Source organism: Cronobacter malonaticus LMG 23826, from assembly GCF_001277215.2.
Classification (GTDB): domain Bacteria; phylum Pseudomonadota; class Gammaproteobacteria; order Enterobacterales; family Enterobacteriaceae; genus Cronobacter; species Cronobacter malonaticus.
Genome location: NZ_CP013940.1, coordinates 2466865 through 2490147, shown reverse-complemented (window position 1 = coordinate 2490147; position 23283 = coordinate 2466865). Strand labels below are relative to the sequence as shown.

Genomic DNA, 23283 nt, shown 5'->3' with positions numbered 1-23283 from the left:
CTTAGCGGGTAGTGTCCCACTCGTCCGCCGCGGTGCGCCCCTCTTCGGTGTCCAGCGGCGGCTCCAGCTGAAATTCGCCCTCATCCCATTCGTGCAGAGTGTTTTCTTCCTGCCACTCCTGGCGCAGCTCAATCTCATCGAAATCGCCGTCAAACACGCTCTGGGCGGCATCGCCGGTTAACACGGTCAGGCAGTCGCCTTCGTCGGTTTCATCGGCGAAGAACTCTACCTGCCACATAATTTCCCCATCCTGCAGCACATACTTTTGCATATTGAACAGTTCGACAACCGCGTCCTCTTCCTCAACTCCCGGATTCGCGGCGAGGAACTCTTCGCGTGCTGCGTCAATGGCTTCTTCAAGCGTGGCGTACATAGTCATAGCTTACTCCCTGAACGGACATGGTTGTTTCAGGAAAGAATAGTCGAAGATTGCGGTTTGCAAGAATGAATGGAAAAAATTTGGAAAAAGCGCTGCCCGCACGCGCGTAAGGCGCGGCGGGCAAAGAGGATCAATAGCGGGACGGCACGCCTTCCGGGCGCGTTTTAAAGCGGCGGTGCAGCCACATATATTGATCCGGTGCCATCAGAATGCACTTCTCGACGATGTTATTCATCCAGGCGGCGGTCTCTTCGGCGCTGCCGAGCGGCGGTGCGCACTCCGGCTCCAGCGCAATCAGTTCATAGCCGCTGCCGTCCGCTTTGCGGCGCGGCACAAACGGCACGATGCAGGCTTTCGACATCTTCGCGAGCATCCAGGTGCCGGACGTGGTGGCGGCCTGATCGACCGCGAAAAACGGCACAAACACGCTGTTGCGCGGGCCGTAGTCGTGGTCTGGCGCATACCAGATGATCTCGCCGCCTTTCAGCGCCTTGATCATCCCTTTGAGATCCTTACGGTCGAGCATCGTTTTATTGGATCGCAGGCGGCCCCAGGTTTGCAGCCAGTCGAGCAGCGGGTTGTCGTTCGGGCGATAAACCCCGATGCCCGGCGTATGCATCCCGAAGATGCGCGCGCCAAGCTCCAGCGTCAGGAAATGCACGCCGATAAGCAAAATGCCCTGTTTTTGCGCCAGAAGCGCTTTTACGGGTTCAACGCCAGAAACTTCTGTCCAGCGCTCGATGCGCCAGTCGGGCCAGAACCAGGCCATGCCGGTTTCCATCAGCCCCATACCGACCGATTCAAAGTTCTTCACCACCAGCGCCTCGCGCTCGGCTTCGCTCATTTGGGGGAAGCATAGCTCAAGGTTGCGGTGGGCAATGCGCGCGCGGCGCTTCATTAGCCGCTTCGCGAGACGGCCCAGGCCGCGGCCGAGCCGCCAGATAACCGGATAGGGCAGCAGCACGACAAGATACAGCAGGCCAATGCCAAGCCAGGTCAGCCAGTAACGGGGGTGCAGCAGTGCGCGAGAAAATTGCGGTAAATGCGTCATGAAAATTCCATTAATTGCAGGCGAAGCCCTTTCACGGCCCGTATTGTGACATTTTTTTGCGAACGACCAAAATTCTGTGCCTTTCGCGCCGCGACGCCTGTCTGAAGAGAGATCATCGATAAGGTGTGGAAAATGTAGCGCAAAATGTAGGGATGTAAATTAACGGTAATTGCTATATGATGCCGGCCGTTATTTATTCCCCCACCGATAGCAGGAACGTACACCATGCCAGTGTTACACAACCGCATATCGAATGAGGAACTGAGGGCGCGCATGCTCGCTGAAACCGAGCCGCGCACCACCATCTCATTCTATAAGTATTTCACCATCGACGATCCGAAAGCCACGCGCGACGCGCTCTGGCAGGCGTTCACCGCGCTGAATGTCTTTGGCCGTATCTATCTTGCCCACGAAGGCATCAACGCGCAGATAAGCGTTCCTGAAAGCAATGTCGAGGCGTTTCGCGCCGCGCTGTACGGCTTCCATCCAGCGCTTAATGGCGTGCGTCTGAACATTGCGCTGGATGACGACGGGAAATCTTTCTGGGTGCTGCGTATGAAAGTGCGTGACCGCATCGTGGCGGACGGCATCGACGATCCGACGTTTGACGCGAGCGACGTGGGTGAATATCTCAAGGCGGCGGAAGTGAACGCCATGCTTGACGATCCGGACGCCGTGTTCATCGATATGCGTAACCACTACGAATATGAAGTGGGCCATTTCGAAAACGCGCTGGAGATCCCGGCGGATACGTTTCGTGAACAGCTGCCGAAAGCCGTCGAGATGATGCAGGACTACAAAGACAAGAAAATTGTCATGTACTGTACCGGCGGCATCCGCTGTGAAAAAGCGAGCGCGTTCATGCGTCACAACGGTTTCCAGAAAGTCTGGCATATTGAAGGCGGCATCATCGAATACGCCCGCAAAGCGCGCGAACAGGGGCTGCCGGTGCGTTTCGTCGGTAAAAACTTCGTGTTTGACGAACGTATGGGCGAGCGTATTTCTGACGACGTGATCGCGCACTGCCACCAGTGCGGCGCGCCGTGCGACAGCCACACCAACTGTAAAAACGACGGCTGCCACCTGCTGTTCATCCAGTGTCCGGCGTGTGCCGAAAAATTCTCCGGCTGTTGTAGCGAGCTCTGTAAAGAAGAGATGTCGCTGCCGGAAGAGGAGCAGCGCCGCCGCCGCGCAGGGCGTGAGAACGGCAATAAAATCTTTAATAAATCCCGCGGGCGCCTTAACACCACGCTTGGCATTCCCGACCCGGAATAACCCGCTAGCATAAAAAAACCGGTCAGCTGACCGGTTTTTTTTCGCCAGACGCAAATTACTTCTGCTTCACGCCTTCTACCGAGATAATCAGATCCACGTCCTGAGACGCCGGGCCGAGATCGGTCGTGATGTTGAAGTCTTTGAGTTTGATTTTGCCTTCCGCTTCAAAGCCCGCGCGCTCGCCGCCCCACGGATCTTTACCCTGGCCCAGCAGTTTGGCTTCAAGCGTTACCGGTTTGGTTACGCCGTTCAGGGTCAGATCGCCGGTGATATCCAGCTCATCGCCGTCTTTCTTCACGCTGGTGGAGGTGAAGGTCGCTTTCGGGAATTTCGCCACGTTCAGGAATTCCGCGCTGCGCAGGTGTTTATCGCGCTCGGCGTGGTTGGTGTCGACGCTGTTGGTGTTGATGGTGACGCTAACTTTATCCGCCGCCGGGTTTTTCTCATCGAAGGTGAAAGTACCGTCGAAATCGCGGAACGTACCGTACAGCCAGCTATAACCCAGGTGCTGGATACGGAAGTTAACGAAGGCGTGCTGGCCTTCTTTATCGATTTTATAGTCGGCAGCAACGGCTGAGCCGGTGGTGAACAGCAGGGCACCCAGAGTGACCCCCAGCAGGCTTTTCTTCATATTTCGCTCCATGGTTAGTGTGACGCTTTCCCGAGCATCCGCTTCAGGGTGACGTCTTTGTCGACAAAATGGTGTTTCAGCGCGGCGGCGGCGTGCGCGACCGAGAGCAGCACGACAATCCAGGCGAGCCACAGGTGGATATCGCCGGCGAGATCCGCCTGTTCGCCCGCGCCGCTCACCAGAGCCGGTACTTCAAACAGCCCGAAGACGGAAATTGGTTTGCCCTCGGCGGTGGAAATCAGATAGCCGCTGATGAGGATCGTAAACAGGATCAGATAGAGCATCACATGCACCGCGACGGCGCTGTAATGCGTGAGTCGCGAGTAACTGGCAAGCGGCGGTGGCGGTGGAGAGATAAAGCGCCAGACCACGCGCACCAGCAGGAAAATAAACAGAATGATGCCGATGCTTTTATGAATTTCGGGAGCCTGGTGATACCAGACATCGTAATAACCGAGCGATACCATCCACAGCCCGAGCGCAAACATGCCATAAACCGTCAGCGCCATCAGCCAGTGAAGCAGTACCGAGAAATGTCCATATCGAGTTGGTGAGTTACGCCACTGCATGGTTATGCATCCGTCAGTAAGAATGACTCAAACAGTGGCGTCTGAAGGCATCAAATGCAAACCAAAAAAACAAAACAAATTGTTCAAATAATTTGAATATAACGTTATATCGCAAAAAAAGCGGTAATTAATAGGTGAAACCGCTATATCACAGGCGAATAAGGGCTTCCGGTTACGTTATAAAGCAACCACCGCAGGCGGCAGGATTGTTTAGCAGCAAAATAGTTTAGCTGTTTATCAGGTTTTGTCAGTGGGCAATCAATAATTTTGACGGTGCGGTGTCTGAGAAATCGGGCCGGGATAGCGTCCCGGCCCGCTGCAAAATCATGCAGAAGGAGTAAAACGTGAAAGCGAAAACGGCGTTAGATCGAACTCATAAGGCTTATCGGTTGCGAACTGCGTGGCGATTTCCCCCAGTACGGAGGCGAACTTAAAGCCGTGGCCGCTCAGCCCTGTGACCAGCAACACGTTTGGCGCGTCCGGCAGGGTGTCGATAATAAAATCTTCATCCGGCGTGTTGTCATAGGTACATGACGCGCCATACAGACAGCCGCCGATGCCCGGCAGGAAATGGCGCAGGAACGGGAACGCTTCCGCGCCGTCAGTCGCCACCGCGCCAAACGGCACGCGTTCTTCCGGGCGCGAAATGACCTGGCCGCCATTGTGTTTGCCGATTTTCAGCTCGTTATTTTCCGCCGGGAAGCCGTAAAACTGATCGCCGTTCGGCATTTCGCCGGTAAAGGCCGGAAAGCGGTTATTAGTGCTGTACCGCCCGTCGGCCTGATACCAGGCGAAGATTTTACGCACCGGGGTCACCGGCAGGCCAGGCACCAGGCGCGATACCCACGTACCGGCGCTGACAAGCGCCTTACGGGCGCGATAGACGCCATCGGCGGTCGTGACGCTCACACCGTCCGCCGTAGCCGCAAAACCACTCACGGCGCAGTTAAAGAGCTGTGCGCAGCCCGCTGCTTCAGCCAGACGGATATAGGTGGCAATAGCTTTTTCACTGCGTAGCACGCCAGAGTTGGGTTCAAACAGGCCGAGATAGTTTTCCGGCAGCCGGATTTCCGGCCAGCGCGTCATCACTTCTTCACCGGTCAGTTTTTCCAGCGGCAGCTGCCAGCGCGCGGCGCTGTCAGCGACATTGGCCAGAAATTCGGAGTCTGCGGGGCCGAGATTAATCACGCCGGTACGCTCGAAAATACGCTCGCCGCCCAGCTCGCCGAGCTCATCCCACAGCGCCTGCGCGCGCAGCACCAGCGGCACATAACGCTCGCCTTCGCCATAGGCGTGACGGATAAGGCGCGTGTCGCCGTGGTGGCTGCCTTCCTGATGGGGCGGATGGGCGCTGTCTATCATTAATACGTTAAGCCCGGCGCGGGTCGCATAATAACCGGCCGCTGCGCCTGTTGATCCGCTACCGATGATAATCAGATCGTATTCCATGAAATTACTCCGTGAAAACCATTGGTTAGCAGAGTAATTAAGAGCAGGACAATTCTCAAGCGCGAAAAAATAAAGGCACCCCGGAGGATGCCTTTGAGTTATAAGAAAAGCACGCTATCAGTGCTTGCGATAATCGCTTTCCTGGTACTCACCGGATTCAATTTTTGCAATGCCGGCTTCTAAGATAGAAATAAATTGTCTTGCTACATCGGTCGTTAGCCATAATGTCTGGCCGACTTCGGTCGCTTCGCGATCCGCCTGCGGAGAGGATTGATAGTGCAACCGCAGCATCAGTGCGTCATAGCTGTCGACGGTGCTGATGTCCCATCCAACAAGGGGATGCGTCTGTATTACTTCATTTTTTTCCATCATAACCCCCTTTATACGTGTTTATAGACAACGACTCATGAGGTTCAATGCGGCTTTTCTTATCTCTGAAGCAAATAAAGTATATCAACCATTAAAGGAAAATGGGGCAGAAATAAATACCCTGACACACATTTTTTTCGAGATTTTGAATTAACTGAACAATAAAACGGCAGATTATTCGCAAATTTTTGTTAAGGAGGCGGATCAATGAGATTAAGGCTGAAAAGGAAAAATTCGGACTATCGCAGAAAAAGGCGCTACAAATAAAAAAGCCGGGCGGCGAAGCCCGGAAAAACTGACACCATAGAGAAGACAGTAATGAGGGTTAATCAGTGGTAAACCAGTCGTCAGCGCTCTCCCAGGTTTCCTGGAGAATTTCGCTGATGCGATCTTTATCTTCTTTCGCGCCACCCAGAACCGACAGTTGGTTAGCGGCGGCATAACGCACGCTCACATGATTCGGCATTTCCGGAAAATGGCTTTCAATACGGCGGGATAGCTCGCAGGCCAGCGCGTCGATAGCGCCCGGCGGTAGCGGCGTGGTTTTGGCGATAGTCACTTCAATACGCATAACAACCCCCTGTTAATCATACTGTATATATATACAGCTTTGCCGTGCAGCATGCAACAGGGGGCCGGGTTTTTTTAGCGCACGCTTAGCGTTTTACCGTCCAGCGTACCGCTTCGCCCGCCAGGAACGGCACCAGCGTGTCGTCGGCGATAGCGATAGTTTCCGGCATAACGCTTTCCTCACGCACCAGCGTTACGGTGCCTTCATTCACCGGCAGGCCGTAAAAGCGCGGGCCGTTCAGCGAGGCGAACGCTTCAAAGTGCGCCAGCGCGTTCATCTCTTCAAACACGGTGGCGTACGCGCCGAGCGCAGAAGGGGCGTTAAAACAGCCCGCGCAGCCGCAGCTCGTCTCTTTGCGATGGCGCGCGTGCGGGGCGGAGTCGGTGCCAAGAAAGACGCGCTCACAGCCGCTCGCCACCAGCTCGCGCAATGCCTGCTGGTGCACGTTACGCTTGAGAATCGGCAGGCAGTAAAGGTGCGGGCGAATGCCGCCTGCGAGCATATGGTTGCGGTTAAACATCAGGTGCTGCGGCGTGATGGTCGCGCCGAGCAGCGAGTTCCCGTCGCGTACGTAGTCGGCGGCGTCTTTGGTGGTGATATGTTCAAAGACCACTTTCAGGCCCGGCAGGCGCTTTCTGAGCGGCTCCATCACCGTCTCAATAAACCGCGCTTCGCGATCGAAAATATCAACCTCGCTGTGCGTCACTTCACCATGCACCAGCAGCGGCATGCCGAGTTTTTCCATGCGCTCAAGCACCGTCATGATGTTATCAACGCTGGTGACGCCGTGGCTGGAGTTGGTCGTGGCGTTTGCCGGGTAGAGCTTGGCGGCGGTAAATACGCCCTGCTGAAAACCGCGCTCCAGCTCGTCTGCATCCAGCGTGTCGGTGAGATAGCAGGTCATCAGAGGTTCGAACGTGTTGTTTTCCGGTACGGCGTCGAGAATGCGCTGGCGATAGGCGATAGCGGCTTCCACGGTCGTGACCGGCGGCGCCAGGTTTGGCATGACGATAGCGCGCCCGTAAGTTTCGCTGGTATAAGGCACGACGGTTTTGAGCATGTCGCCATCACGCAGATGAACATGCCAGTCGTCAGGGCGGCGGATAGTTAAAACCTGGGGTTGTGCAGTCATGGAAGGCTCCGGCTTGGGGAAACAGTCAGTAATGGCTGGTTTTATGCCGGGCACTAAGGATAAGCGTAAACGTTTTCCTTTGCATCCTTTTCCTGAAAATTCGGGGGCATTGCGCCCCCGGTGTGGCGTTAATCGGTCAGCGGGATGACGATTTCGCCTGGTTTCACTTCAAGCCCTTTGGCGAATTTTTTCGCCAGCGCTTCGCCTTTGGTACGGTCTTCGCTCAGTACATAAGCCGGACGCTGTTCAAAGTAACTGCGCAGCGATTTATTCAGATACGGCATTAACGTTTCCAGTACCGGTGCCATTTTGTCCGGCGTGATGCTGCTGTCGACCACTTCCATCTCGCGCAGATAAATAGCGCCTTTCTCTTTATCGAACGTCGGCAGCGCTTTCAGTTTGAGCTTCACCAGCGCTTTCTGGTTGCCGAACAGCGAGGTCATATCGAGGCTCGCATCGCCGTTGAGCGTAATTTTATTCGGTTCTTCGCGGCCAATGGCGCTGTTCAGGTTGGTTAAGACGATATGCGCGTCGGCAAGACCCGGCACGCCGATATCTTTGGCGTAGTTATTGCGCTTTTGTAGCGCCTGATTGATGTCCTGTTCGGTGACGGTGTATTGCGTGAGCTGGTTACATCCCACCAGCAAGCCGCTGACGATAAGCGCTGCGGCGACTAACATTTTTTTCATAAGCTTCCCTCGTTCTGGTGCTGTCGGGCGATCCTGACACAAAGCAGGATGCCCCGCCAGTGGAAGCGGCAAAAGCGGATTCGGCTTAAAACGCCGGTGGAGGCCACCGGCGCTGTCGTCAGATAGCCATTTTTGACAGCAGATTAATTTGCGTCTGCTTGGCCATGTTGTCGCGATAGTCCGCGACACGGGTAGGGTAGTTGACGCCAGCAACCAGCGTCAGGTTACGCAGCAACGGGAAGAGATGGATATCATCTTCTGAAAGCTCGCCGTTCACGGCGTTCGGCTGAACGATGTGTTTATCAAGCGCGCGCAGGTCGTCGCTGATGTTTTTAATCAGCCCGGCGGAGTGAGCCATATGCTCCTCGAAGGATCCAATCGCCGCCTCTTTTTTCTCGGTAAAGTAACGGCGCGCTTCGGGGGTGGCGAACTCATCGAACGGCGCTTTGGCGAAGCGCGGCAGCAGCAGGCGGTTAACGTAGCCGTTAACGCGGCGCAGCCACTCTTCAATCGCCGGGTTGCGCTTGCCGGTGAGCAGCGGTTTGCCGTCGAGATTATCGACGTAGTGAACGATATCCATGCTTTCCGGCAGGTAGCGGCTGTCGTCTTTTTGCAGAATCGGGGCCATCTTCTGGCCAATCATGCGGGTAGGCGTGGCTTCGTCATCGTTAGACATCACGATAAGCTCCACCGGAAGGTTTTTCAGCCCGAAAATCATGCGCGCTTTCAGACAAAACGGACAGTGATCGTAAATATATAACTTCACGTTTCTCCTCCTGCTCAGGTGACTGATTTTTGAGTATGGAAGAGAAAACTCGGGGGAGCAAACGCCCCCCGGTATTAACTTTCCTGCTCCACCAGCCCCGCCGCGAGCCGTTTCTGACTGAACTGCCACCAGAGCATCAGGAATGTCCCGACACCAATAACGCCAAGCATCGCCCACGGCAGCTCCGGCGTATTAAGCGCGCGGCCCGCGTCAAACAGCCAGCCGCCGCCCGCGTAGCCGAGCGCGCCGCCAAAGGCGAGGCCGAGACGGCTAAAGCCCATATAGCTGCCACGCGCGCGGGCGTCCGCGAGCGACGCGCTCAGGGTTTCACGCGCCGGTTCGGCGATAATCGAGCCGATATAAAAGAGGCATATTAAGGTAAACAGTTGTTGCAGGTTGCTCGCAAGGCCAATCGGCACCAGGCTGAACGTCATCACCAGCAGCCCGGCCATCAGGCGGTGTTCAAGGCGAAACCGTTTTTCGCTCCAGCGCGCCAGCGGATAGAGCAGCGTCAGCGACAGCACGGCTTCAATGGCGTACATCCATTTCACCGCCGCCGGTTCGCCCGCGATATCGTTGACCATCACCGGCAGCATCAGCATCACCTGCACCGCCAGCATGTAATAGCCGGTCAGCGTCAGTACGTAGGTGACAAAACGTTTGTCGCGCAGGACGCGGCCCATGCCTTCGCGCAGCGGCGTGCGTACCGTGGAGAGCTTCCAGTCCGGCAGCAGCCAGGCGTTAAAGCCCGCGCAAAGCACAAACAGCAGCGCACCGACGCCGCACACCAGCCGGAAATCGTATTGCAGCAGCCAGCTGCCGATAAGCGCCCCCGTTACGGCACCGGCACTGTCCTGCATCATCAGCAATGAGAAAAAGCGGCCGCGTTCCTGAGGACGTACCAGCTTCACCACCAGCGCCGAGCGCGGCGGGTCAAAAAGCGTGCCGCCAAGCCCGGAGAGCACGCAGGAGAGCCACAGCACCCACGGCTCGTGGGCGACTGCCATCGTCGCAAAGCCCGCCGCGCGCAGCAGCATACCGGTGACGATCATGGGCCGCGCGCCAAGACGGTCGGCGATGGCGCCGCCGAAAATGCCAAGCCCCTGCTGAACGAGCTGACGCAGGCCGAGTGCGATGCCCACCATGAGCGCGGCCCAGCCGAGGCTGTCGACAAAGCGGATGGAAATAAGCGGAAAGACGACGAAAAAGCCCAGTACCACGAGCATGTTATCAACTAGCAGGAAATATTTACCCAGGCTCCTTGCCTGCGAGACGCGGGACATTTCCCCTCCAGGGAAAAAGCGAAGTGACCGCACTATCTTACGGCCTGGCGCGTGCGGTGGTGATGTTTTGCGCGACAATATTTTTTTATCGATCGCTATGATTGATTGATGAAATTCATCGTCAGGCCGCGTGGCGCGTCAAAGAATGGCATGTTGCTGTTTTCACTGTTTTGTTCGGCGCGGTTATAGTAAAACGTAATGCCCGCGACAGCGCGCTGTCCGGGGCAGGATCGAGGAATAATGCCGGGAAAGGAGCAGGGTATCGATGTTTGGCTACCGAAGTAACGTGCCGAAAGTAAGATTAACGACCGATCGTCTGGTGGTGCGTCTGGTGCACGATCGCGACGCATGGCGGCTTGCGGACTATTACGCCGAGAACCGCCAGTTTCTGAAGCCCTGGGAGCCTGTCCGCGATGAAAGCCACTGCTACCCCTCTGGCTGGCAGGCGCGGCTTGGCATGATCAACGAACTCCACAAACAGGGCAGCGCCTTTTACTTTGCGCTGCTCGACCCGGAAGAAACGGAAATTCGCGGCGTCGCTAACTTTTCCAACGTGGTGCGCGGCTCGTTCCACGCCTGCTATCTCGGCTATTCGCTGGGCGAAAAGTGGCAGGGGCAGGGGCTGATGTTTGAAGCGCTCACCAGCGCCATTCGCTATATGCAGCGCAGCCAGCATATGCACCGCATCATGGCCAACTATATGCCGCATAACCAGCGCAGCGGCGACCTGCTGGCGCGACTCGGATTTGAGAAAGAAGGCTATGCCAAAGATTACTTACTGATAGACGGCGTCTGGCGCGATCACGTGCTGGCCGCGCTCACCGCGCGCGAATGGACGCCGGGGCGCTGAGGAGGAACCATGAAACATCAGTTCAGCGCGCTGGAAGCGCGCGTCATCGGCTGTATGCTGGAAAAACAGGTCACCACGCCTGAGCAATACCCGCTCTCGGTCAACGGCGTGGTTACGGCCTGCAACCAGAAAACCAACCGCGAGCCGGTGATGAACCTGAGCGAGGCGCAGGTGCAGGAGACGCTGGATCAGCTGGTGAAACGCCATTATCTGCGTACCGTCAGCGGTTTCGGCAACCGCGTGACGAAATATGAGCAGCGCTTCTGTAATTCTGAATTTGGCGATCTGAAATTTACGCCCGCCGAAGTGGCGCTGGTCACCACACTGCTGTTGCGCGGCGCACAGACGCCGGGCGAGCTGCGCAGTCGCGCGGCGCGCATGCATGAGTTCAGCGACACGGCGGCGCTTGAAAGCGCGCTTGAGACGCTCGCAACCCGTGAAGACGGGCCGTTTGTCACACGGCTGGCGCGCGAGCCGGGCAAGCGTGAAAGCCGCTATATGCACCTGTTTTGCGGCGAGCCGGATACCGCAACGCTTGCCGCGAGCAACGAAACCGCAGGCGTGGACACCGACGCCTTAACCGCGCGCGTTGAGGCGCTGGAGCTTGAGGTGGCGGAACTGCGCGAGCGCCTCGAATCACTGTTAGGTCACCTGGGAGAATAATCGTGGCGAAATTACGCGTTGGGGTGGTCGGGCTTGGCGGTATTGCGCAAAAAGCCTGGTTGCCGGTGCTGTCACAGGCGACGGACTGGACGCTCACGGGAGCATTTTCCCCGACGCGCGCCAAAGCGTTGCCGGTCTGCGAGGCGTACCGGATGCCGTATATCGATTCGCTTAAGACGCTGGCCGCACAGTGCGACGCGGTCTTCGTTCACAGCGCCACCAGCAGTCATTATCAGGTGGTGAGCGAATTACTGAACGCGGGTGTCCATGTCTGCGTCGATAAACCGCTGGCGGAAAACCTCGCCGACGCCGAGCGTCTGGTCGCGCTCGCGAAACAGCGTAATCTTACGCTGATGGTTGGCTTCAACCGCCGTTTCGCGCCGCTCTATCGCGATCTAAAAAACGCGCTGGGGGCGGGGGCGTCGCTGCGTATGGATAAACACCGCGCCGACAGCGTTGGCCCCCATGATCTGCGCTTTACGCTACTGGATGATTATCTGCATCTGGTGGATACCGCGCTGTGGCTCGGCGGCGGCGAAGCGACGCTTGCGAGCGGCGCGTTGCAAACCACCGCGCAGGGCGAGATGTGGTACGCCGAACACCATTTCCGCCGCGGCGATCTGTCAATCACTACCAGCATGCACCGCCGCGCCGGTAGCCAGCGCGAGTGGGTGCAGGCGGTCACCTACGGCGCGCTGATTGACGTGACCGACATGCGCGAGTGGCGCGAAGAGCGCGGCGCAGGCGTGGTGCAGCGTCCGGTGCCTGGCTGGCAGAGTACGCTGGAGCAGCGCGGTTTTGCAGGCTGTGCGCGGCATTTCATCGACTGCGTGCAGAATCAGACGGTTCCTGAAACCGCCGGCGAGCAGGCGCTTCTCGCCCAGCGCGTGGTGGAGCGGCTCTGGCGCGAGGCGATGCGCGAGTAAGGGTGGGCGCATCTGCCAGTAGTATTTCCCTTTCAGTCGAGTAGACTAGGCGCTTCGCTGAAAAGCCCCTGACGCCTGCCCTGCAGGCGTCGGTGTTTATGGGAAAGAACAACAATGAATTTACTGAAGTCGCTGGCTGCGGTCAGCTCGATGACGATGTTTTCCCGCGTGCTCGGGTTTGCGCGCGACGCCATCGTGGCGCGGGTGTTCGGGGCCGGGATGGCGACTGACGCCTTCTTTGTGGCGTTTAAACTGCCGAACCTGCTGCGGCGTATTTTTGCCGAAGGCGCGTTCTCGCAGGCGTTTGTGCCGATCCTCGCCGAATATAAAAGCAAGCAGGGCGAAGACGCCACGCGTGTGTTTGTGGCGTATGTCTCTGGCCTGCTGACGCTGGCGCTCTTTGTGGTGACGATAGCCGGTATGCTGGCCGCACCGTGGGTGATCCTGGTGACCGCGCCGGGCTTTGCCGATACGGCCGATAAATTCGCGCTCACCTCGTCGCTGCTGCGTATTACCTTTCCTTATATTCTGCTGATTTCGCTGGCCTCGCTCGCGGGCGCAATCCTTAACACCTGGAACCGCTTTTCGGTGCCAGCGTTTGCGCCCACGTTTCTGAATATCAGCATGATTGGCTTTGCGCTTTTCGCCGCGCCGTACTTTAACCCGCCGGTGCTGGCGCTCGCGTGGGCGGTCACGGTCGGCGGCGTGTTGCAGCTCGTTTATCAGCTGCCGCACCTGAAGAAAATCGGCATGCTGGTGCTGCCGCGCATTAATTTTAAAGATGCGGGCGCGATGCGCGTCATGAAACAGATGGGGCCTGCCATTCTCGGCGTATCGGTGAGCCAGATCTCGCTCATCATCAACACGATTTTCGCCTCGTTCCTGGTCTCCGGCTCGGTCTCCTGGATGTATTACGCTGACCGCCTGATGGAGTTTCCGTCCGGCGTACTGGGCGTGGCGCTGGGGACTATTCTGCTGCCGTCGCTGTCGAGAAGCTTCGCGAGCGGCAACCATGACGAATATTCGCGCCTGATGGACTGGGGCCTGCGCCTGTGCTTTTTACTGGCGCTGCCAAGCGCGGTGGCGCTCGGCATTCTCGCCAAACCGCTCACCGTTTCGCTGTTCCAGTACGGCAAATTCTCCGGCCACGACGCGCTGATGACCCAGCAGGCGCTGGTGGCGTACTCGGTCGGGCTGATGGGGCTGATCGTGGTGAAAGTGCTGGCGCCGGGGTTCTATTCGCGCCAGGACATCAAAACGCCGGTGAAAATCGCCATCGTGACGCTCATCATGACCCAGGTAATGAACCTGGCGTTTATCGGGCCGCTGAAACACGCGGGGCTGGCGCTCTCGATTGGTCTTGCGGCCTGTCTTAACGCGAGCCTGCTCTACTGGCAGCTGCGTAAGCGTAAAATTTTCCAGCCGCAGCCGGGGTGGGGCGCGTTTTTAACGCGGCTGATTATCGCAGTGCTGGTAATGTCTGCGGCGCTTATCGGCGTGATGCATTTCATGCCGGACTGGGCGCAGGGCAGCATGCCGCTGCGTCTGCTGCGTCTTGCGGGCGTGGTGGTCGCAGGCGTTATCGCCTATTTCGCGACGCTCACCGTGCTTGGCTTCCGCGTGCGGGATTTCGCGCGCCGTACGGCGTAAACCGAACGGCGGTAAACGCGGCTACCAAAAACGCGCCGGTGGGTTTTCCCCGGCGCGTTTTTTATGCCCGATGTTCAGAATGCTTTTATTAAGATGTGAAAAAACCTTCCGGCAGGATTTCCCTGCCGGAATGGCGTTTTCTTAACCCAGGACCTTACGGTCAGATGGCGATTTTCTTCCCGCCGCGATGCATATTCGCGGCAGTCTGCCCGTTTGCGCCGTAAAGCGCTGGCTCTTGCATCGGTTTTAACACCGCCAGCGCCTGCTGGTTACGCGCCATTTGCCCTTCGAGCAACCAGCCGTTATGCATATTTAAATCGCGCAGGTGCAGGGTTTTCTGAGTGATCGTCTGCCAGCGTTGCGCCATATCCGGCGGCGCGTCGCGGTGCGTTTTCTGTTCGCTGCGGCGCTGCTGTTCAAGATAGTCCAGCGTGGCCAGCAGCGAGCTTTTCTCTTCAGTGATGCGCTGAAGCGCACTGCTGTTGAGACTGCCCGCGGATAACTGCTGCTGCTCCGCATCCATCACAGATTTCAGCGAATTCAGGACAGTTGTCATTTGGTCTAACACTTCTGACAGACGGCTCATAGATTATTTATCCTGCAAGAAACTCTGAGCTTCCTGGATAAGCGCATCGGCGATTTTGCCGGTATCCATTTTCAGCTCGCCATTACGAATGGCGGCCTTCAGCGCTTCCACACGCTCAACGTTGATATCATCAGCGCCTGGCTTCATCAGTTTTGCCTGGGCGCCGCTTAAGGTGACGCTGGCACTGCCAGCCGCCGCGGTTTCCGTCGGACGGGCTTTCGGTGCCTGCGGTTCACTGTTTTCGCGCGGTTGCACCGTACTCACTGGTTTCAGGGGTGACGTGCGTTCAATGCTCATTGATTTTTTCCTCATAGAGGGGCTCGCGGCGTAGAGCCGATATTCATCGTTAGTTGATTAACTATATCGGCAGCCACGATGAATTCTTTATAAAGATTACAGGTTAATCAGAATAATCCCATCAGAACCCACGATGCCGCTGACCACCTGGCCTGAGGCCATTCTGACTCGGGCGTTTTGCGCCACCGCCGCATTATTGAGGGCGCGGCCTTCGCCATTGATGCTAAAGCCTTCGCCGTTGGCGAGGATCTGGACTTGCTGACCCGCTTTTACGCGCCAGGACTGGCGCACCATCGACAGCATTACCGGCTGGTTTGCCGCGAGGTCACGCAGAGTAACAGCTTCGCGCGCCTGGTCAAGATTGAGCATAGCGTTTGGGGGCAGGAGATCCAGCCGGCCACGTTCCAGGCGGACGTTAGACTCATCCAGCATGCCGCCGCGCGCGACAGGCTGACTGGCCACTACGTAGTTTCCGAAGGCCTGAACGTTAACCTGCATATACCGTTTCTGTTCGCCGCAACGCACCTGCACGCTGAGGTTTCCCCATAAACGCGCGTTGCCCGGCAGGCTGAAATCAGGATTGTCGCAGGTGAGTCTCTGCGGCTCCGGCGTTTTCACCGTCACCACTACCGCATCACTGATCCCCGCCAGACGCTGCAGAAAGAATGGCGTCAGCTGCGCGTTGAGCGCATCGGCGAAAATGCCGGGGCTTAACAGGAGCAAACCCGCGGCGAGACAGAATTTCAGGCTCTTCATTGCACTTCTCCACTTTCGGAACAGGGAGGATTCTACTCTGCTCTGTTTTTGTTCAAGGCAACAAATAGCGACGCATTTTGCGTTTATTCCAACGATAACGCACGCGTGAGGAACAGTAAGCTGTGCACACTCACCAGACTAAGTGGAGGAATCATGCTCGATAAACTGGACGCCGCGCTGCGCTTCCAACAGGAAGCAATCAATTTACGCGCTCAGCGTCAGGAGATTCTGGCGGCCAATATCGCCAACGCCGATACCCCAGGTTATCAGGCGCGCGATATTGATTTCGCCAGCCAACTGAAAAAAGTGATGGATCAGGGCCGCGCGTCAGGCAGCACCATGACGCTCGCCCTGACCTCATCGCGCCATATTCCGGCTCAGGCGTCGACCGGCGCTTCTCTTGATTTGCTGTACCGCGTGCCGGATCAGCCGTCTATGGATGGCAACACCGTCGATATGGACCGTGAGCGTACCCAGTTTGCTGACAACAGCCTGAAGTATCAGACCGATCTGCAGGTTCTTGGCGGCCAAATCAAAAGCATGATGTCCGTGCTGCAGCAACAGTAAGGTTAAGAAGCGATGGCGCTTTTAAATATTTTCGACATTGCCGGTTCCGCGATGACCGCGCAATCCAAACGCATGAACGTGGCGGCAAGTAACCTTGCCAACGCCGACAGTGCGACCGGGCCGGATGGTCAGCCTTATCGCGCAAAGCAGGTGGTTTTTCAGGTTGATGCCGCGCCAGGTGCTGCGACCGGCGGTGTAAAAGTGACGGATGTCGTCGAAAGCCAGGCTCCGGACAAACTGGTCTACGAGCCAGGCAACCCGCTGGCGGACGCTAAAGGTTACGTCCGTATGCCGAACGTTGACGTGGTGGGCGAGATGGTGAACTCCATGTCCGCCTCACGCAGCTACCAGGCCAACGTTGAAGTGCTGAACACCGTGAAAAGCATGATGCTGAAAACGCTCACGCTCGGTCAATAAAGGAGAAAACAATGTCGGTTACGTCCAGCATTAACGAAAGTTACAGCACCAGCAGTACCAGCAGTGCAACCGCCGGCAGCAGCCTGACCGGGAGCAATGCCTCGGATCTGCAAAGCAGCTTCCTGACGCTTTTGGTGGCGCAGCTGAAAAACCAGGACCCCACCAACCCGATGCAGAACAACGAACTGACCACGCAGCTTGCGCAGATCAGCACCGTGAGCGGCATCGAGAAACTGAACACCACGCTCGGATCTATCTCCGGCCAGATCGATAACAGCCAGTCGCTTGCGGCGAGCGCGCTTATCGGCCACGGCGTAATGATCCCGGGCAGCACCATTCTGACCGGCAAGGACACCACGACACCGTTTGGCGTCGAGTTGCAACAGGCCGCAGATAAAGTTACCGCCACTGTCACTGATAAGAGCGGGAAAGTCGTTCGTACCATCGAAATCGGCGCACTGAGCGCTGGCGTTCATACCTTCTCATGGGATGGCACGATGAGCGACGGCACTAAGGCGCCGGATGGCTCCTACAACGTCTCCATTGCCGCAAGCAACGGAGGCACCCAGCTGGTCGCACAGCCGCTTAACTTCGCGCTGGTGAACGGCATTACGCGAAGCAACGGTTCGAATCTGCTGGATCTTGGCACCTACGGGACCACCACACTCGACCAGGTACGGCAAATTATTTAAGCCTTCAATCTTATCAGGAGTAAGAAATGGCCTTTTCACAAGCGGTCAGCGGTCTGAATGCTGCCAGCACCAACCTCGACGTTATCGGCAACAACATTGCCAACTCCGCCACTTATGGTTTTAAGTCTGGCTCCGTCTCTTTCGCCGACATGTTTGCCGGTTCGAAAGCGGGCCTCGGCGTTAAAGTTGCGGGTATCACCCAGGACTTCGGCGACGGCGTGACCACCAACACCGGCCGTAAGCTGGACGTGGCTATCAGCCAGAACGGTTTCTTCCGTCTGCTCGACAGCAACGGCGGCGTGTTCTACAGCCGTAACGGCCAGTTCAAACTGGACGAAAAAAGCAACCTGGTGAACATGCAGGGTATGCAGGTGACCGGCTACCCGGCAACCGGCACCCCGCCGACCATTCAGCAGGGCGCAGACCCGATTCCGCTGACCATCCCGACCGCGCAGATGCCGGCAAGCCAGACCACCAGCGCGAACTTCGTGATGAACCTGAACTCCTCTGACGACGTTCCGGCGCAGTCCCCGTTTGACCCGGCTAACTCCAGCACCTTTAACAAAAGCGTGCCGCTGACCGTTTACGATAGCCTGGGTAACGAACACAACCTGAAGCTGTACTACGTGAAAACCGCGGATAACCAGTGGGATGTCTATAACAACGACACCAGCGTAAGCGGCTCTACACCGACCAAACTGACCAGCCTGACCTTCAGCGACAGCGGTGCTCTGACCAGCATCACTAACGCGGCTCCGGCAGGCTCCCAGCAGGTACCGATTTCCGTGGCGTCCCTGAACGGCTCCGCGGCATTCACCTTCAGCATGAACCTGACCGGCACCACCCAGCAGAACTCCGGCGCTAACGTCCTGCTGACCTCCAACCAGAACGGCTACAAGCCGGGCGACCTGGTGGGTTATCAGGTGAACGAAGACGGCAGCCTGGTCGGTAACTACTCCAACGAGAAGAGCCAGCTGTTGGGCCAGATCGTGCTGGCGAACTTCGCCAACCCGGAAGGTCTCTCTTCTCAGGGCGATAACGTCTGGTCTGCGAGCACCGCCTCTGGCGTGGCGCTGCTGGGCTCTGCCGGTACCGGCAACTTCGGCAAGCTGACCAGCGGCGCGCTTGAAGCCTCCAACGTCGACCTGAGTAAAGAACTGGTCAACATGATCGTCGCGCAGCGTAACTACCAGTCGAACGCGCAGACCATCAAGACCCAGGACCAAATCCTCAATACCTTGGTTAACCTGCGCTAATTGTCTGAAGGGATGGCTTAATGGATCACGCAATTTATACCGCCATGGGCGCAGCCAGCCAGACGCTGAACCAGCAGTCTGTCACGGCGAGCAACCTGGCCAACGCATCAACGCCTGGCTTTCGCGCTCAGCTCAACGCGCTGCGCGCCGTGCCGGTAGAAGGGCTGTCATTGCCAACCCGCACGCTGGTCACGGCGTCCACCCCTGGCGTGAATATGAGCCAGGGGTCGCTCGACTACACCTCCCGTCCGCTGGACGTTGCCATTCAGGGCAGCGACGGCTGGCTGGCGGTGCAGGCACCCGATGGCACCGAAGCGTATACCCGTAACGGTAACATCCAGCGCACAGCAACCGGCCAGCTCACCATTCAGGGAAATCCTGTGATGGGCGAGGGCGGTCCGGTCGTGGTGCCGGAAGGCGCGGAAGTCACGATTGCCGCCGACGGTACGATTTCCGTACTGAACCCGGGCGATGCCCCGAACACTATCGCGCCGGTGGGCCGTTTGAAGATGGTTAAAGCCAGCGCGAAGGAAGTGGTTCGCGGCGACGACGGGCTGTTTCGTTTAAACCAGCAGGCGCAGACCGCCCGCGGCGCGACGTTACAGGCCGACCCAACCGTCACCCTGATGTCCGGGGTGCTGGAAGGCAGTAACGTGAAACCCGTGGAAGCCATGACCGACATGATAGCCAACGCCCGCCGCTTCGAGATGCAGATGAAAATCATCACCAGCGTCGATGAAAACGAGCAGCGCGCTAACCAGTTATTGTCGATAAGTTAATCAACAGGACGACACTATGATCAGTTCCTTATGGATTGCCAAAACCGGCCTCGACGCCCAGCAAACCAATATGGACGTTATCGCCAACAACCTGGCGAACGTCAGCACCAACGGTTTCAAACGTCAGCGCGCGGTGTTTGAAGATCTGCTTTATCAGACCATCCGCCAGCCGGGCGCGCAGTCTTCTGAACAGACGACGCTGCCTTCCGGCCTGCAGATTGGTACCGGTGTGCGCCCTGTCGCCACCGAGCGTCTGCACACGCAGGGCAACCTGTCTCAGACCAACAACAGCAAAGATGTCGCGATTAAAGGCCAGGGCTTCTTCCAGGTTCTGCTGCCGGACGGCACCTCCGCGTATACCCGCGACGGTTCTTTCCAGGTGGATCAGAACGGCCAGCTCGTGACCGCGGGCGGCTTCCAGGTTCAGCCGGCTATCACCATTCCTGCGAACGCGCTGAGCATCACCGTCGGTCGCGACGGCGTGGTGAGCGTGACCCAGCAGGGGACGGCGGCGCCGGTACAGGTCGGCCAGATCAACCTGACCACCTTTATGAACGACAGCGGTCTGGAAAGCATTGGTGAAAACCTCTACACCGAAACCCAGTCCTCCGGCACGCCGAACGAAAGCACGCCGGGCCTGAACGGTGCAGGGCTGCTGTATCAGGGTTATGTCGAAACCTCTAACGTCAACGTGGCGGAAGAGCTGGTCAACATGATCCAGGTGCAGCGCGCTTACGAGATTAACAGTAAAGCGGTTTCCACCACTGACCAGATGCTGCAAAAACTGACGCAACTCTAACGCCTGTTTCGGTGTGGCGTAAGCCACACCGAACGCCACTACGAAGATGAAAGCAATGCAAAAGACCGGTGCGCAACTCTGCCCTATCGCGATAGCTCTCGCATTCACCCTGTCGGGCTGTGCGTGGGTGCCATCTACTCCGCTGGTTCAGGGCGCGACGACCGCGCAGCCCGCACCTGCCCCCGCGCCGGTGGTTAACGGTTCCATTTTCCAGTCCGTACAGCAGATTAACTACGGTTATCAACCGCTGTTCGAAGATCGTCGTCCACGTAACGTCGGCGATACGCTCACCATTGAGCTGCAAGAAAACGTCAGCGCGAGCAAAAGCTCGTCGGCGAACGCTAGCCGCGACGGCAAGACCAACTTTGGTCTCGACACCGTTCCGCGCTATCTGCAGGGGCTCTTCGGCAATGCGCGCGCCGATGTCAGCGCATCCGGCGGCAATACCTTTAATGGCAAAGGCGGCGCTAACGCCAGCAACACCTTCAGCGGCACGCTGACCGTGACCGTGGATCAGGTTCTCGCCAACGGCAACCTGCACGTGGTCGGTGAAAAACAGATTGCCATCAACCAGGGCACAGAATTTATCCGCTTCTCGGGGGTGGTTAACCCTCGCACCATTAGCGGCAGCAACACGGTACCGTCCACCCAGGTGGCGGATGCCCGAATCGAATATGTCGGCAACGGCTACATCAATGAAGCGCAGAACATGGGATGGCTACAGCGTTTCTTCCTTAATTTATCGCCGATGTAACAGAGGTGAAAAATGTTTAAATCGCTTACAGGATTCCTGCTGTTGCTCGTCGCGACGTTCGCGCAGGCTGACCGCATTCGTGACTTAACCACCGTACAGGGCGTGCGTGAAAACTCCCTGATCGGCTACGGCCTGGTGGTGGGCCTCGACGGCACTGGTGACCAGACGACCCAGACGCCGTTTACCACCCAGAGCCTGAACAACATGCTCTCGCAGCTCGGGATCACCGTTCCGGCGGGCACCAACATGCAGCTGAAAAACGTGGCGGCCGTGATGGTCACCGCCTCTTACCCGGCGTTCGCGCGCCAGGGGCAGGCTATCGACGTGGTGGTCTCCTCCATGGGTAACGCCAAAAGCCTGCGCGGCGGTACGCTGCTGATGACCCCGCTGAAAGGCGTCGATAACCAGGTTTACGCGCTGGCGCAGGGCAACATTCTGATTGGCGGCGCGGGCGCTTCCGCAGGCGGCAGCAGCGTGCAGGTGAACCAGCTTAACGGCGGGCGTATTACCAACGGCGCGGTAATCGAGCGCGAACTGCCGACCCAGTTTGGCTCCGGCAACACCATTAATCTGCAACTCAATAATGATGACTTTACGCTGGCGCAGCAGATTGCCGACACCATCAACCGCGCACGCGGCTATGGCTCTGCGGTGCCGCTGGACGCCCGTACCGTTCAGGTGCGCGCGCCGAGTGGCGGCAGCTCTCAGGTGCAGTTGCTGGCAGGCATTCAGAACCTGGAAGTGAACGTCGCGGTGCAGGACGCCAAAGTCATTATTAACTCACGCACCGGCTCGGTGGTGATGAACCGCGAAGTGTCGCTCGACAGCTGTGCGGTCGCGCAGGGCAACCTCTCTGTGACGGTCAACCAGCAGGCCAACGTCAGTCAGCCGAATACGCCGTTTGGCGGCGGCCAGACGGTCGTGACGCCGCAAACCCAGATCGATATGCGCCAGAGTGGCGGCGCGCTGCAGCGCGTAACCTCCAGCGCCAACCTGAACAGCGTAGTGCGCGCGCTTAACGCGCTGGGTGCCACGCCGATGGATCTGATGTCGATTCTGCAATCCATGCAAAGCGCGGGCTGTCTGCGCGCCAAACTGGAAATCATCTGATGCTGACTGATAGCAAATTACTGTCCAGCGCCGCCTTTGACGCGCAATCCCTTAACGACCTGAAAGCGAAGGTCGCAAAGGATCCGAACAGCAACCTGAAATCGGTTGCCCGTCAGATGGAAGGGATGTTCGTGCAAATGATGCTGAAAAGCATGCGCGAAGCGTTGCCCAAGGATGGGCTGTTCAGTAGCGATCAGACCCGGCTTTATACCAGCATGTACGATCAGCAAATCGCCCAGCAGATGACGGCGGGCAAAGGCTTAGGCCTCGCTGACATGATGGTGAAACAGATGGGTGGCGAGGCGGCTTCTACAGAGCAGCCCGCCGCCGCGGATAACGTGGCTCAGGTGCCGATGAAGTTTGATATCGACACTATGAACAGCTACCGCAACCAGGCGATTACCCAGATTGTGCGCCAGGCGATGCCGAAAGCGCCGTCAAACGAAGAGCCGCTCTCCGGCGACAGCAAAGACTTCCTGGCGCAGCTTGCGCTGCCTGCGAAGCTTGCGAGTCAGCAGAGCGGTATTCCCCATCACCTGATTCTGGCGCAGGCCGCGCTGGAATCGGGCTGGGGCCAGCGCCAGATCCGCAAAGAGAACGGCGAGCCGAGCTTTAACATTTTCGGCGTGAAGGCGACCTCATCCTGGAAAGGGCCGGTGACTGAGATAACCACCACCGAATATGAAAACGGCGAAGCGAAAAAAGTGAAGGCGAAGTTCCGCGTTTACGGCTCCTATCTTGAGGCGCTCTCCGATTACGTGGGCATGCTGACGCGCAACCCGCGCTATGCGGCGGTGACCACGGCCGCGTCGGCGGAAGAAGGGGCGAAAGCGTTGCAGAACGCTGGCTACGCGACCGATCCGAACTACGCCCGCAAGCTGACCAGCATGATCCAGCAGATGAAATCGCTGGGTGAAAAGGTGAGCAAAGCGTACAGCCAGGATATCTCGTCGCTGTTCTGAAACCACTCAAGTTCTCTTAAGCGCTGCCGATAATTATCGTCAGGACCCGCATATG

The 23283-nt window shown here is 57.7% G+C and carries 28 protein-coding genes; 14 read left to right on the top strand and 14 right to left on the bottom strand.

What is annotated here, in order from left to right:
- Nucleotide 1: 1 nt before the first annotated feature.
- Together AFK66_RS11775 and AFK66_RS11770 are read right to left on the bottom strand one after the other, a co-directional pair.
- Nucleotides 2-379, bottom strand: a complete 378-nt coding sequence (locus tag AFK66_RS11775; protein ID WP_007782831.1) for a MysB family protein — start codon at nucleotides 377-379, stop codon at nucleotides 2-4.
- A gap of 130 nt (nucleotides 380-509) precedes the next feature.
- A complete protein-coding gene (locus AFK66_RS11770) occupies nucleotides 510-1430 on the bottom strand; it encodes a Kdo(2)-lipid IV(A) acyltransferase (RefSeq protein ID WP_007782834.1) in 921 nt (306 codons plus the stop codon).
- Between the two features lie 225 nt (nucleotides 1431-1655).
- On the opposite strand from AFK66_RS11770, the gene trhO reads away from it, so the two are divergent.
- Nucleotides 1656-2705 carry an oxygen-dependent tRNA uridine(34) hydroxylase TrhO gene (gene trhO, locus AFK66_RS11765; protein ID WP_032968096.1) on the top strand — a complete coding sequence of 350 codons (1050 nt, stop codon included), beginning with the start codon at nucleotides 1656-1658 and terminating at the stop codon, nucleotides 2703-2705.
- A 55-nt stretch (nucleotides 2706-2760) separates the two neighbouring features.
- Here trhO and AFK66_RS11760 read toward each other — a convergent pair whose 3' ends face one another.
- The 9 genes from AFK66_RS11760 to mdtH all read right to left on the bottom strand — a co-directional run bounded on the left by AFK66_RS11760 (nucleotide 2761) and on the right by mdtH (nucleotide 10164).
- Complete coding sequence (locus tag AFK66_RS11760) at nucleotides 2761-3336, bottom strand: YceI family protein (protein WP_004385237.1); 576 nt, start codon at nucleotides 3334-3336, stop codon at nucleotides 2761-2763.
- 14 nt (nucleotides 3337-3350) lie between these two features.
- A complete protein-coding gene (locus AFK66_RS11755) occupies nucleotides 3351-3905 on the bottom strand; it encodes a cytochrome b (RefSeq protein ID WP_007792465.1) in 555 nt (184 codons plus the stop codon).
- A gap of 324 nt (nucleotides 3906-4229) precedes the next feature.
- Nucleotides 4230-5354 (bottom strand): N-methyl-L-tryptophan oxidase, encoded by a 1125-nt coding sequence (solA, locus tag AFK66_RS11750; RefSeq protein ID WP_007792466.1) that lies wholly within the window; start codon nucleotides 5352-5354, stop codon nucleotides 4230-4232.
- Nucleotides 5355-5471: 117 nt separating this feature from the next.
- On the bottom strand, nucleotides 5472-5726 hold the full coding sequence (bssS, locus tag AFK66_RS11745) for a biofilm formation regulator BssS (protein ID WP_023898967.1): 255 nt from the start codon (nucleotides 5724-5726) through the stop codon (nucleotides 5472-5474).
- 322 nt (nucleotides 5727-6048) lie between these two features.
- A complete protein-coding gene (gene dinI, locus AFK66_RS11740) occupies nucleotides 6049-6294 on the bottom strand; it encodes a DNA damage-inducible protein I (RefSeq protein ID WP_004385233.1) in 246 nt (81 codons plus the stop codon).
- An 85-nt stretch (nucleotides 6295-6379) separates the two neighbouring features.
- Nucleotides 6380-7426 carry a dihydroorotase gene (pyrC, locus tag AFK66_RS11735; protein ID WP_007782854.1) on the bottom strand — a complete coding sequence of 349 codons (1047 nt, stop codon included), beginning with the start codon at nucleotides 7424-7426 and terminating at the stop codon, nucleotides 6380-6382.
- A 128-nt stretch (nucleotides 7427-7554) separates the two neighbouring features.
- Nucleotides 7555-8115: a lipoprotein gene (locus AFK66_RS11730; RefSeq protein WP_004385231.1), complete on the bottom strand. Its 561-nt coding sequence runs from the start codon at nucleotides 8113-8115 to the stop codon at nucleotides 7555-7557.
- A 118-nt stretch (nucleotides 8116-8233) separates the two neighbouring features.
- A complete protein-coding gene (gene grxB, locus AFK66_RS11725) occupies nucleotides 8234-8881 on the bottom strand; it encodes a glutaredoxin 2 (RefSeq protein WP_007782859.1) in 648 nt (215 codons plus the stop codon).
- 74 nt (nucleotides 8882-8955) lie between these two features.
- Entirely contained in the window at nucleotides 8956-10164 is a 1209-nt protein-coding gene (gene mdtH / locus AFK66_RS11720; protein ID WP_007782862.1) for a multidrug efflux MFS transporter MdtH, read from the bottom strand.
- 265 nt (nucleotides 10165-10429) lie between these two features.
- Between mdtH and rimJ the strand changes: the two genes are divergently transcribed.
- The 4 genes from rimJ (at nucleotide 10430) to murJ (ending at nucleotide 14253) form a co-directional block, all read left to right on the top strand.
- Complete coding sequence (gene rimJ / locus AFK66_RS11715; protein WP_007782863.1) at nucleotides 10430-11014, top strand: ribosomal protein S5-alanine N-acetyltransferase; 585 nt, start codon at nucleotides 10430-10432, stop codon at nucleotides 11012-11014.
- Between the two features lie 9 nt (nucleotides 11015-11023).
- Nucleotides 11024-11677: a YceH family protein gene (locus AFK66_RS11710; protein ID WP_023898966.1), complete on the top strand. Its 654-nt coding sequence runs from the start codon at nucleotides 11024-11026 to the stop codon at nucleotides 11675-11677.
- Nucleotides 11678-11679: 2 nt separating this feature from the next.
- Nucleotides 11680-12603, top strand: a complete 924-nt coding sequence (locus tag AFK66_RS11705) for a Gfo/Idh/MocA family protein (RefSeq protein ID WP_007782866.1) — start codon at nucleotides 11680-11682, stop codon at nucleotides 12601-12603.
- A 114-nt stretch (nucleotides 12604-12717) separates the two neighbouring features.
- Nucleotides 12718-14253: a murein biosynthesis integral membrane protein MurJ gene (gene murJ / locus AFK66_RS11700; RefSeq protein WP_023898965.1), complete on the top strand. Its 1536-nt coding sequence runs from the start codon at nucleotides 12718-12720 to the stop codon at nucleotides 14251-14253.
- A 160-nt stretch (nucleotides 14254-14413) separates the two neighbouring features.
- Here murJ and flgN read toward each other — a convergent pair whose 3' ends face one another.
- The 3 genes from flgN to flgA form a co-directional block, all read right to left on the bottom strand.
- Nucleotides 14414-14839, bottom strand: a complete 426-nt coding sequence (gene flgN / locus AFK66_RS11695; protein WP_004385219.1) for a flagella biosynthesis chaperone FlgN — start codon at nucleotides 14837-14839, stop codon at nucleotides 14414-14416.
- 3 nt (nucleotides 14840-14842) lie between these two features.
- Nucleotides 14843-15136 carry a flagellar biosynthesis anti-sigma factor FlgM gene (flgM, locus tag AFK66_RS11690; protein ID WP_004385218.1) on the bottom strand — a complete coding sequence of 98 codons (294 nt, stop codon included), beginning with the start codon at nucleotides 15134-15136 and terminating at the stop codon, nucleotides 14843-14845.
- Between the two features lie 96 nt (nucleotides 15137-15232).
- Nucleotides 15233-15892, bottom strand: a complete 660-nt coding sequence (flgA, locus tag AFK66_RS11685; RefSeq protein WP_007782875.1) for a flagellar basal body P-ring formation chaperone FlgA — start codon at nucleotides 15890-15892, stop codon at nucleotides 15233-15235.
- A 153-nt stretch (nucleotides 15893-16045) separates the two neighbouring features.
- Here flgA and flgB point away from each other — a divergent pair, with 153 nt between their 5' ends.
- From flgB to flgJ, 9 genes are read left to right on the top strand one after another with little or no spacing between them, the layout of a single operon-like run.
- Entirely contained in the window at nucleotides 16046-16459 is a 414-nt protein-coding gene (gene flgB / locus AFK66_RS11680; RefSeq protein ID WP_007782876.1) for a flagellar basal body rod protein FlgB, read from the top strand.
- A 12-nt stretch (nucleotides 16460-16471) separates the two neighbouring features.
- Complete coding sequence (flgC, locus tag AFK66_RS11675; RefSeq protein ID WP_004385214.1) at nucleotides 16472-16876, top strand: flagellar basal body rod protein FlgC; 405 nt, start codon at nucleotides 16472-16474, stop codon at nucleotides 16874-16876.
- A gap of 11 nt (nucleotides 16877-16887) precedes the next feature.
- A complete protein-coding gene (gene flgD, locus AFK66_RS11670; RefSeq protein WP_007782878.1) occupies nucleotides 16888-17568 on the top strand; it encodes a flagellar hook assembly protein FlgD in 681 nt (226 codons plus the stop codon).
- A 26-nt stretch (nucleotides 17569-17594) separates the two neighbouring features.
- Entirely contained in the window at nucleotides 17595-18824 is a 1230-nt protein-coding gene (flgE, locus tag AFK66_RS11665) for a flagellar hook protein FlgE (protein WP_007888947.1), read from the top strand.
- A 20-nt stretch (nucleotides 18825-18844) separates the two neighbouring features.
- Nucleotides 18845-19603: a flagellar basal body rod protein FlgF gene (locus tag AFK66_RS11660; protein ID WP_004385211.1), complete on the top strand. Its 759-nt coding sequence runs from the start codon at nucleotides 18845-18847 to the stop codon at nucleotides 19601-19603.
- A gap of 16 nt (nucleotides 19604-19619) precedes the next feature.
- Nucleotides 19620-20402, top strand: a complete 783-nt coding sequence (gene flgG, locus AFK66_RS11655; RefSeq protein ID WP_004385210.1) for a flagellar basal-body rod protein FlgG — start codon at nucleotides 19620-19622, stop codon at nucleotides 20400-20402.
- 55 nt (nucleotides 20403-20457) lie between these two features.
- Nucleotides 20458-21156: a flagellar basal body L-ring protein FlgH gene (gene flgH, locus AFK66_RS11650; RefSeq protein WP_032968102.1), complete on the top strand. Its 699-nt coding sequence runs from the start codon at nucleotides 20458-20460 to the stop codon at nucleotides 21154-21156.
- Between the two features lie 12 nt (nucleotides 21157-21168).
- On the top strand, nucleotides 21169-22266 hold the full coding sequence (locus AFK66_RS11645; protein ID WP_023898960.1) for a flagellar basal body P-ring protein FlgI: 1098 nt from the start codon (nucleotides 21169-21171) through the stop codon (nucleotides 22264-22266).
- The gene (flgJ, locus tag AFK66_RS11640; protein WP_007782892.1) at nucleotides 22266-23228 is read left to right on the top strand and encodes a flagellar assembly peptidoglycan hydrolase FlgJ; all 963 of its coding nucleotides are present in this window, start codon (nucleotides 22266-22268) and stop codon (nucleotides 23226-23228) included. Before AFK66_RS11645 ends, flgJ begins: the two co-directional genes overlap by 1 nt.
- Nucleotides 23229-23283: the final 55 nt, after the last annotated feature.